We start from the raw sequence: 10,384 nt of genomic DNA, 5'->3' as shown, positions 1-10,384 counted from the left end.
GGAAAATAGCTCAGTGCCAGGTTTAATTTTGCAAACCGCCGCCTTAGTCTGATTCATCAGACTGAGGCGGCGGTTTTTTGTGCGATTTTTTATCGGCGGAATTTACCCATCTACACTATTTGTAGATGGGTGGGTAAGTCCTGTTCAAAAAAAGCTGGCATTTATTGCAAACCAGAGCAAATGAAAGCTGCCCAGTAGAATGGGTGTGAAAAGGGTAGAGACTCGCAGCACAGGAATTTTAGATGTTTTATGGTGTTGCCAATACGATCGCACATTTTGGTACGACTCTTGAATTCTAGATCCCATTGCTGGAAGTCGGAGGAGTCTTGCGGGTGCCGATCGCGCTCTGTTTTCGCTTCCTTACGAGTTGCATAAGCATACTTAAGTGATTTCTCTAAAAAGTGAGTTATTTTTGGCTGATAGGTAGCGGCTAGGGTGTCTCCAGTGAGGGTGCGAAGTTCCACTTGCGATCGCCTTAGCGCTTCAGGACGGTGAAATCCCTGTTGGCGGTAACGGTGGTAGAATATAGAAAACACTGCTGTAGCCAAGTCATCCACAGACCAAAGAGTGCTGACGGCGCTGCGAGCCCCGGCACACAAAAAGCCGGTGGAAAGGGTCAGGACATCATCGGTTATTTCCGTCACTCCTAAACCCGTCTCACAACAGGAAAGGAAAATATCTGATAAGTGAGATAAACGCCAGCCTGGAGTCATTAGTTGACCCAAGGTAATACTACCATCGCCTAATTTTAGCTGGGATTCTAGGGGACGATCGAGACGGGAGTGGGCGTGGTGACTGGAGAGCATCCCTTGCACTTGTTTGATTAGCTGCCGATAATTGGAAACGGTGGCTTGAGTGCTGCCTTTTAGTCGTCGTTCGTCAGATATATTGTGCAGTTGGGCGATTTGTTCGCCTTCAAAACTGGCGCAGGGAAGATCGCCGGTGGCATCTTCGACGGTGCCATAGATTAGATTTTCTCCCACTGGCGGACGCTTTTGGCAAAATTCCAATACTTGGCAACTGGGGATGTAACGGATGAGAAATTTGTCTCCCAGAAATTGATTCTCTGCCACTGGCAAAGCAGCAAAGGGAATTTGGTGGAGTTCAAGGTGAGGCACAATAATCAGTTCGTCAATGTCCGTTAAGTGCTGGGCAATGAGTTCATCCAGTTGCAGTCTTTGGGCGAGTTCTGTGAGAACGCTGTTGATTTGGTTTTTCCATTGGTCTTTGTCATTTATATATGGCTGTAACCAGTTCGCGAAAATCCAGTTTTGCAATGTGGCAAATCCTTGACCAGTGCAGGTGTGCAAACTAATCTGGTTTTGCTGAATGACGAAGATATGGGTGTCGCTGTCAGCGGGGTAGAAACTGAGGATAGCAGTGGTGGGTTGATTTAGGAGTTGCTGGATGCTAGACAGTTTAGGGGCTTCTACCTGAATCTGACCGGCAAGTACGGGGTCTAGGCGACGGAGTTGTTCCCAAACAAACTGTTTTTGCGATTCTAAAGCAGCGATCGCCTCGTTGTAGGCTTGCCAAGCTGCACGACTGCGGCGACTGCTGTCTCCCTGGGAGTTGTTTTGAGAGCGCTGTCGATCGATTTGCTGTTGCAGGTTCTCATACTGTTGCAAATATTCCTCGACTTGTGGGGGAATTTCGCCGCCAGAGTAGAGGTCATTACTGGCCATGAGGTCTACGAGGCGTTTGGAACGGGAACGCTCGACGGTTTCAATGGCTTTATCCAGTTGGCCGGTGTTAATGCAGGCTTGTACCATTTTGGGATAAATATCAATGGCATCTCGGAGAATCTGTTGCCGACGGGATTCGGAAGTTGCCCAAGTGCGGCTGGTTTCTACAGCTTCAATGGCTTGGGTGTATCCTTCAATGGCTTCTGACCAACGTTCTAAATCGAAAGTCAAATTGCCCAATTCTCTTGCCGAGGTCAGACAATCTATAGGAGAAGCGCTGGGGGTGAAAATTTCTAGAGACAATCGGAAACAGTCAATAGCGGGCGAAATCTGCTCAAGCCGATGGTAGGCAAGACCGAGATTGTATTGGGTGTTTGCCCAATCTTGGGGATATGCTTCGCGAGTACAAACTTCTAAGGATGCTTGTAAGTATTTAATTTCTTGTTCGGGCATCCCCAGTCTGCCGTAGAGAAGTCCCAGATTATTGTGCAGGGTCGCCCATTGTTGGGGATACGCCCGCCTCACCCACACTTGCAAGGCAGCTTTATAGCAGCGAATGGCTGCGTTTAAATTTGATTCCTGGTTTCCTTTGCGGCGATCGCTGTAAGCCAAACCCAAGTTAATTTGGACTAAAGCCCACTGTTCGGGCATGGTTTCGAGAGTGGCAACTTCCCGTGCAGCCTCATAACATTGAATCTCTAACTCTAGATTTTCGGATAGATCGCCCAAGATGCGGCGACGGTAGCCATTACCAAGATTGCATTGCAACCTGACCCAATCGATCGGGAAGGCTTCGCGGTCAAGGACTTGCAACGCGGCTTGGAAGTAGTCGATCGCCAATTCTGCATTCTCTGCTCGATCGCCTTTAATCCGATTGGAATAAGAAAGTCCCAAGCCTTCTTGAATCCTTCCCCAATTCTGGGGAAACGCTTCACGGGTAAAGATTTGCAGAGCATCTTGGTAGCAGCGGATGGATATCTCTAAATTCTCCGCAGGGTCGCCGCTAACCCGGTCTCGATAGAATTTACCCAGATTGGTTTGGGAATCTGCCCATTGTTCGGGAAATGCGTCGCGGGTACAGACCACCAATATCTCATTAGCCAGAGCGATCGCCTGTTCGATATTTTGTGCGCGATCGCCTTCCAACCTTTCAGAGTAGGCAATTGCTAAATTATTTTGGAAGTCACCCCAAATGGCGGGAGACGATTTAGGGGTAAAAACTTGCAAAGCGTTGCGATAACAGGCGATCGCTTTCTCGATGTTTGAGCGGCGATCGCCGTAAATTCGCCGCTTGTAGGCAATGGCCAAGTAATTTTGAAAGATTGCCCATTCTTCTGGGACTGCGGTAAACACAGGGATAATCGCCTCATAGCCAGCAATGGCAATTTCTATGTTAGTCGCCCTGTTTCCCAAGGGAAAGGCCAACATCATATCGTTGAAAACGGGCATAATTCCTGCCATCATCATAAGTTCCGTCGGCCTCACCTCTGGCTCTAATGTTGATGGAACATTCGGTTTAAATAGCTGATGGAACTCAGCTATTTTTTCTGGCTTTACTTGAGACTGAATATACTTTCCGAGCAACTGCAAGCAGCGAATAAAATTATCATCCAGCTTGTCCAAGTTTGCTTCTAGCAACGGATATACTTCTGTTTCATGTTCAGTTTCACCGATGTGCCACAATAACTGGACGATGAAATCTATCACTTCATCATTATCGTCAAAGTTATTGGTTTCAAGCTGTTGGAGGAGGCGAACCGAGCCAGAAAGTTGAGCATATTCCTTGGCTTTCTCCGGCTGCCCGTTGTTGACGCAGGCTTGCACGATTTTGGCGTAGATATGCTGGCATTCTGTTTTGATTTCCTGACGGCGGGCTTCAGAAGCCGCCATGAGCAGTTGTTGTTCAACTGCTTTAATTGCGACGCCATAGCCTTCAATAGCTTCCGACCACAGTCCAGCGTCGAAGGCCATATAGCCGATGTTGATTCCAACTGTTAAGCATTGTTCTGGATATGCTGTAGGGGTGAATATTTCTAGAGCGGAGCGATAACAAGCTACTGCCTCCGCTATCTGTCCTCGCACCCGATAAAGATTCCCCAGATTCATTTGTGCCATTGCCCACTTTTCGGGATAATGATTGCGGGTGTAAACTTGCAAGGCAGCTTGAAAGGCAGAGATGGCCAAATCTAGATTCTCTGACTTGTCACCCCGAATCCGGTCATGGTAAACATTACCGAGATTGATGTGAACGTCAGCCCAATCATGGGGAAATTCCTGGCGGGTGTACACTTGTAATGCAGCTTGGTTAGCCGCCAGTGCCAATTCTAAATTTTCGGCTTTGTCACCCTCAATGCGCTGGCGATAGTCAACTGCTAGATTCATTTGTACCATTGCCCATTTTTCTGGTAACGCTTGGCGGGTACGAACCTGCAAAGCAGCTTTGCGTGCCGCGATCGCTCGTTCTATATTTTCCGACTTGTCGCCCCAAATCCTGTCACGGTAAGCATTACCCAGATTGTTTTGAATTTGACCCCAAAGTTCAGGGGAAGGCTCACGGTCTAATCCCTGTAATGCTGCTTCAAATGCAGCGATTCCCGCTTCTAAATTTTCCGCTTGATCGCCTCGAATTCGCATAGAGTAGACCATGCCTAGCACGTTTTGAACGTCAACCCATAGTTGTTGAGCAAGGCCATCGCGATCGCGATTGATGACTTTCAAAGCAACTTGATAGCAGGTGATCGCCGTTTCTATATTCTCAGCGCGATCGCCCAAGGGAAATTCCGCGATCGCGCTTCCCAAAATCCTCATAACCTCTGCTAAAATTAATGAGTTCTCTGGCTTGGTGTCAGAAAACTCTGCTATTGCCCAATCCAGAAAGCGCTGAATAAAGTTACGATCTTGCGCCAAATATGCTGCCAAGATTGGATGAGTGGCGTTTGGGTTGCGATTGCCGATCATCATTGCCTGCATCATCTGAAGCAAAAACTCCTGAAATTCTTTGGAGTTGCTTGTTGGTGACACCTTCCTGGTTGGCTTTGTACCACCGTCAGCATTTCTGCCCAATCCGATCGCTTCCGCCAAAACAGTAGCAATATTCATTAACAATTTAGCGGATTCGCGATCGCCCCGCTTTCCCAAGGCCATCGCTGCTATTGTCATATGTGCCAACAACCCATCATCAATCAGATGTTGGTGAGCCATCAAAATCTTTGGTTCCTGGCCACGGCGACAGGTGAGCAGGTCGCCAATCAGCTTCATATAAGCTTTTTGGCGTTTTGTAACCGCTTGAGGTTCTTTTCGGCCAAATCCTTTTGCCATAGTTGGAATGGTTGCTTAATATTATTGTGTCGGGAATGATTGCAGTAGTAACAAGCGAGGCGCAGGTTCTCAAGACGATTCGATCCGCCATCGCGTCTGGCAATTAGATGCTCGATCGTTCTGTCTCTTTTTGTCAGGTACTTACCACAGTAGCAACAGTAGGGACCATACATTTCCAGTAATTGCTGCCTTTTATGGCACCGTTCCTGCCATCGCATTTTTTTGGCCATATATGTAACATCTCCGGTCTTTGCAAGGGGTTGTTACATATACGTCAGGGGTTTGAAAAAAAATTACACAGATTCTCCCCAAATTTCTGCCAATTTTTCTAACAGACTCTCTGCCAAGTCCTCTAATTCGCCATCGCCATCGTCGATTTCTTCGCGATCAAACCCGCCACCGGCATCACTTCCGGCTAATACCTCTCCACCGGCAGACCGCCACTCGTATTGTTCACAAGTTCGGTAGATGCGCTCTAATTGCGCCACTATCTCGGAGCGCGATCGCATTTCCAACAAGCAGCGCACCTGCACTGCCACCGGATCGTCCTCTTCGAGAAAGGCGACCCCATCCTCTAAACGACCGATATAATCTAAAAACTCATCGAGCGATCGCAACTGGGCCACTTCCACCTGTTCCAATGGCTCCTCAGAAGGAGGCATAAATCCCAACAACGTTGCCTCCCGAAATGATTCCTCTATTCGCACCACCATATAACCAATGCGATCGAACCAAACCTCTGGGGGAATGGTGCAACTTTGTTCTCCCGGTAAAATAAAACGGCATTCTAAACGCCCCAAACCAGTCACCACTAGATCGGCTACATCGTCACTGAGACGCATCACCGGATTCCAACTATCACCGGCACGCAATTCTGTGGGAATATCCATTAACTGTAAGTAATCATTGACCACCCACACCGCCAGGGTATTCAACCGGACTCGCTCCGCCTTTTCTGGACTCGGATGCTGTAAAGCAAACTGCTCTGCTGTCCGTCGCGCTGCCTGAGTCACCGGCATTCGCTGAGATTGTTCTTCTATATCTTGCGTGGCGTAAACCATAATTTATCCCTCCTTTTATAGATATCCCTGAGATTCGCCAAACTTACGCAAACGAGGTTGGCACTGGCGGCGATAAAACTCACTCAGAGTTGAAACCCCCAAGCCAAATTCTGCTGATAGGTCTTCCCACTTGGTGTCTGGGGGTAAGCGTCGCAGAATTAACAGTTGCGCCGTTATTTCTGGATGATTTTTAATGTGAGTCTGGCGCAACTCCCCATCGGCGTCTGTTTCCGCCCAAGTTCTCACCTCTTCTTCTATTGGCGGAATATCGGCAGGCGCTGCAAGAGTATCCACGGGGTCTATAGTTTCATCTGACCCCGAAATCTCACCAAAAGCCCTCGTCGCTTTTTCTTCAGCGGCTTCGATGCGGCAATCTTGCAGCCGTCGCTTCAGATATCCATTCAGCCAAGTTGTGACACTGCTGCGATCGGGGTTATACTTCTGCCCCGTATCCGCTTCACAAATATTTTTGGAGAAATACAGCCAGGTTTGTTGCTCCGCATCCTCATAATCAGGAATATTTTCCCGCCACAGCTTGCCGGAATTCTTAATTAACCGAATTATTTTGTTTAAACCTCGCCTGCGTTGGCGGCTTTTAGGCGGATGCTTGCAGGTTTCCTCCACCAGCAAGCGTAATTGCTCATCGAGTCCATGCATAAAGTGATTTACCCTGGGGCGAGATTGTCCATTTCCGGACAATTATTCCACAGGATCAAGCCGCAAAACCCTTGCTGGGACAAAGCCTCCCGTTTTCCATCTTTTGCCTTCACCGCCCACATCTATCTGTCAGGGCAATCTGGAAATTTTACACAAAACACCAGAAAAAAATTGGCCAATCCACCCGGCGAAATGGGGGACACCGGCTTTTTCAGGTAAAACTGATGGGGGATCTGAATTCCAGGGGTTATAACATAGATAATAGACAAGAGTGCCCATACTGATCTCGATCCCCCCAACTCCCCTTAAAAAGGGGCTTTTTGGAATTTTGCACTCTTGTCTAATTATAGCAGTTCGCGCAGGCGTTGCTACAAATAGTCAAATACTGCATCTCTCGCCTTATGGAGATTAAAATCATAATGGGGAAGCTCTTTTTTGATCGCGTTTTTGATTTTTTGCCACCAATGCTCAATGGGATTTAATTCAGGAGAATATTTTGGTAAAAATAGTAATTCACAACCCGCCTTCTCAATTAATTCTCTGACTTTATTTCATTGATGAAACCGGGCATTACCCATAATTATGACTTGACCTTTTTTGAGATTAGGTAATAAGACTTTTTCTAGCCAACTCTCAATTACCTGAGATGTACAATATCCTTGATACACCATTGGTGCAAAAAACTCTTTTTGACATAAAGCCCCAATTATGCTGATACGTTTCGATCACTTACCAGGCTTTTTGCTATAATATCTTGATCCTTTTTAATTCCAGCCATATTTATAAATTTCATTCCGCATTAATCCCGCTTTCATCCATGTAAATCAATTGTTCTGGTTCAGATGAGGCGATTTTTTCCAAAAATGCCTTTCTCTCTAATTCATCTCTTTCTTGATAACCATAAGTTTTTTTTCGAGTATATCCCAATTTTTTTAGTTTCCTACTAATTGTATTGTGACTGAGTCCTCCCCACATCTGATCTAATTCCTTTTGGCTTTTATCTTCATTGTTATCAATAAAATTTTTAAATTTGTCCCAGGCTGTAATTTTTGATGGGTGGGGCGGTGGCACTGACTGAATCGGTTGCGTTTACCCATTTAATTCCCACTGTTTTTTCCATCGATAGTCCAACGGCTAATCGATAACATTCGACTGACTTGACTGACTGAATAGCCTTATTCTAATAAATTTAAGGCTCTAATTCGTAAATATTGACTGACTATAAGCTTTTGCCATTTTTTTGCTTGATTCTGTTTCTTTATGTTACTGGATGTGATTGATTATACACTTGATATTCTGAAGGTTTGTATGTCACAAAACCATCGCGAACTGCTATATTGCTAAACTTCCAAGGTTTATTTGGGCACTTGGACGTAGCGCCCAAAGAACTTGTATGAATGGTACGGGTCGATAGGGAAATCACTTTCCCTACCTCCCATTCAGAACGGAGCGTGCCATTTTCACGGCACTCCGCTCCTGGCTGCACACGCTGTACCAGGCTCCTACTCCGGCGACTCGCGTCATCCGTTTTGGCACAACTTACCTTTCACCCTCTTTTTATCTCAAACCTACCCATAAAGGTGGCACTTAGCATATAAAGGGTTACTTTGTTGGGTTGAATTTGCAGCCGTCTCCCGTCTGCATATACTAGGAATTATCCTATCGGTTTCTGCATTTATTCCCCCTCCACGCTTTGCCGGTTTCTCCCCCAGCCTCTCGGAAAAAGCCGGGAGAAGAAAGCGTATATCTCAGCGACTGCTTCCCCCAAGGGATTCGCTATGCCCCCAGCCGTCAGATTTTGCAGATATCTTTATTCGAGACCCCTGGCAACGGGGCAGAGGAGATGAGGGGCAGAGGGGCAGAGGGGATGAGGAGGGGATGAGGAGGGGATGAGGAGCAGAGGAGATGAAGGGATGAGGGGCAGAGGAGCAGAGGAGCCCGCCGTCGGCAGAGGGGATAAGGGGATGAGGGGCAGAGGAGATGAGGAGAAAAATATCTCCCCTGCTCCCCCGCACCCCCGCACCCCCGCACCCCCGCTCCTCGGCAGTCGAAACAGCATCTCTGTTTGCGATTCAAAACCCGACAAAAGATTTAAATTATACCGATATAGAAGTAGAGGCAATTCAAAATTTCTTTAATCAACCTACGGTATTAAAACAAGAAGCGGCGAATAAAACCGCATTCAACCAAGCAGTTGCAGAATTAAAACAGACGGGTTTTGCCCATTTCTCTTGTCACGGCTATTTTAAGTTTGCCAATCCCCGGATTTCGGGACTGATTCTCGCAGATGCTAAACTGCCGGAAACCGCTGTTACGGAACCAGAAAAGCCCCGAATTCGATCGCGTCGCGGTGAGTTTAACCCCGATGAATGCTTGACTTTGCCGGAAATTTTTAATCTGCGGTTGCCGCAATGTCGTCTGGTTGCCCTGTCTGCCTGCGAAACCGGCATCACGGATATTAGCACTAAGACCGATGAATATATCAGTATCCTAGCGGGGTTTTTCTTTGCCGGTGCCCGCAATGTGTTGGGGACTTTATGGGCAGTGAATGACCTATCCACAGCGGTTTTTATGATTCGCTTTTATGAAACTCTTCTGGGAGAAAACCAGCCCCCGGTCGCTTTGGCTTTGAAGCAAACCCAGGAGTGGATGCGGTCAAAAACCGTGGCGGATTTGTTAAATTGGGTTAATGGCTGTGCGTTGATTAATCAGCAACAACGGCAGGAAATGAGTAATCATTTAACCGGATGGCATGAACTTACAGAAACTCCGTGGCGATCTCCTTATTATTGGGCAGGATTTTGCGCCGTTGGCCAGTAAATTATGCTACAGTAAAATATGCTTTAGCATCATTACAAATAGAAGAATAAAGCAACGACAATGGATTGCGATCGATATTGGTAGCCATGATGATTATGATATGTTTACAGCGGTTTTCTGCCCTTCCTTGTAAACCACACCCGTCGGGGATTAAAATCCCCGACTGTAGGGGTCAACGGCAGTTGACCCCTACAGTCGGTTAAAACCGACTAATCATGCTTGGTAGGGGTCAACGGCTGTTGACCCCTACAGAATTTTAGTCGGTTTTAACCGACTTGCGCTGTTAGCCAGGGAATTAATTCCCCGGCGGTTAATTGACAGGCGATTAATTCCCTGGCGGTTAATTGGCGGTTAATGTGGTTTATTAATTTAAAAACCTCTGTATGCCATAACAGTATTGATAAATTTGTCATCTAATTGTCATCCAAGGAAAATATGAAATCAGAGGAAATCATCGCCAATTTTTTGCAAGTTTGGGAAAATAAACCCAATTTGTTTCTAGTTTCGGACGTAGAGACAGATTTAGACCGTCTTAGCCAAAAAATTACCTCATTACCCGATCCAAGTAATGCCGAATTGGTTGCGAAAGAGATTCAATAGTGGTGCAAAAAAATCCCATTATTCGATATTTAGTCTATGTTTATAATAAAAAAAATAAGCCGAAAAAAACTTAGGGAAAAGGCGTAGATAATCTCCTGGATAATCCCTTTACGGAATTGTCGAAAGTGTTGCAGGAAATTGTTAAACAATCTCAGGATAATGGTTAATTCATGGGAATGCTCGACAGGAGAAATTATAGCAGTCGCCAGTCCAGTTAGGACACTAGACGCAAGCTAAGTGAAG

The 10,384-nt window shown here is 46.5% G+C and carries 7 protein-coding genes and 1 pseudogene; 2 read left to right on the top strand and 6 right to left on the bottom strand.

Annotation, left to right across the window (positions count from 1 at the left end):
* Positions 1-161: 161 nt before the first annotated feature.
* The 6 genes and pseudogenes from AM228_RS27830 to AM228_RS33810 all read right to left on the bottom strand — a co-directional run bounded on the left by AM228_RS27830 (position 162) and on the right by AM228_RS33810 (position 7,648).
* Positions 162-5,003, bottom strand: coding sequence for a CHAT domain-containing tetratricopeptide repeat protein (locus AM228_RS27830; RefSeq protein ID WP_054470212.1), 4,842 nt, complete (start codon positions 5,001-5,003; stop codon positions 162-164).
* Positions 4,940-5,176, bottom strand: coding sequence for an HNH endonuclease (locus tag AM228_RS37085; protein WP_369817809.1), 237 nt, complete (start codon positions 5,174-5,176; stop codon positions 4,940-4,942). Before AM228_RS37085 ends, AM228_RS27830 begins: the two co-directional genes overlap by 64 nt.
* 120 nt (positions 5,177-5,296) lie before the next feature.
* Positions 5,297-6,064 (bottom strand): DUF1822 family protein, encoded by a 768-nt coding sequence (locus tag AM228_RS27825; RefSeq protein WP_054470211.1) that lies wholly within the window; start codon positions 6,062-6,064, stop codon positions 5,297-5,299.
* 15 nt (positions 6,065-6,079) lie between these two features.
* Positions 6,080-6,721, bottom strand: a complete 642-nt coding sequence (locus AM228_RS27820; protein WP_054470210.1) for a hypothetical protein — start codon at positions 6,719-6,721, stop codon at positions 6,080-6,082.
* A gap of 368 nt (positions 6,722-7,089) precedes the next feature.
* Positions 7,090-7,431, bottom strand: a pseudogene (locus AM228_RS35800) (transposase).
* Between the two features lie 79 nt (positions 7,432-7,510).
* The gene (locus AM228_RS33810) at positions 7,511-7,648 is read right to left on the bottom strand and encodes a hypothetical protein (protein ID WP_156332123.1); all 138 of its coding nucleotides are present in this window, start codon (positions 7,646-7,648) and stop codon (positions 7,511-7,513) included.
* Positions 7,649-8,701: 1,053 nt separating this feature from the next.
* Here AM228_RS33810 and AM228_RS27805 point away from each other — a divergent pair.
* Together AM228_RS27805 and AM228_RS33805 are read left to right on the top strand one after the other, a co-directional pair.
* Positions 8,702-9,541 carry a CHAT domain-containing protein gene (locus AM228_RS27805; RefSeq protein WP_054470200.1) on the top strand — a complete coding sequence of 280 codons (840 nt, stop codon included), beginning with the start codon at positions 8,702-8,704 and terminating at the stop codon, positions 9,539-9,541.
* A 435-nt stretch (positions 9,542-9,976) separates the two neighbouring features.
* The gene (locus AM228_RS33805; RefSeq protein WP_156332122.1) at positions 9,977-10,141 is read left to right on the top strand and encodes a hypothetical protein; all 165 of its coding nucleotides are present in this window, start codon (positions 9,977-9,979) and stop codon (positions 10,139-10,141) included.
* Positions 10,142-10,384 lie beyond the last annotated feature (243 nt).

The sequence above is a fragment of the Planktothricoides sp. SR001 genome (assembly GCF_001276715.1).
Lineage (GTDB): Bacteria > Cyanobacteriota > Cyanobacteriia > Cyanobacteriales > Laspinemataceae > Planktothricoides > Planktothricoides raciborskii.
This window is presented reverse-complemented; position numbering and strand designations above follow the sequence as displayed.

What these genes read in the sequence shown, in the direction of transcription:
- AM228_RS27830 (WP_054470212.1), bottom strand. Translation starts at nt 5,003, where the DNA reads ATGGCAAAAGGATTTGGCCGAAAAGAACCTCAAGCGGTTACAAAACGC.
- AM228_RS37085 (WP_369817809.1), bottom strand. Translation starts at nt 5,176, where the DNA reads ATGTATGGTCCCTACTGTTGCTACTGTGGTAAGTACCTGACAAAAAGA.
- AM228_RS27825 (WP_054470211.1), bottom strand. Translation starts at nt 6,064, where the DNA reads ATGGTTTACGCCACGCAAGATATAGAAGAACAATCTCAGCGAATGCCG.
- AM228_RS27820 (WP_054470210.1), bottom strand. Translation starts at nt 6,721, where the DNA reads ATGCATGGACTCGATGAGCAATTACGCTTGCTGGTGGAGGAAACCTGC.
- AM228_RS27805 (WP_054470200.1), top strand. Translation starts at nt 8,702, where the DNA reads ATGAGGAGAAAAATATCTCCCCTGCTCCCCCGCACCCCCGCACCCCCG.
- AM228_RS33805 (WP_156332122.1), top strand. Translation starts at nt 9,977, where the DNA reads ATGAAATCAGAGGAAATCATCGCCAATTTTTTGCAAGTTTGGGAAAAT.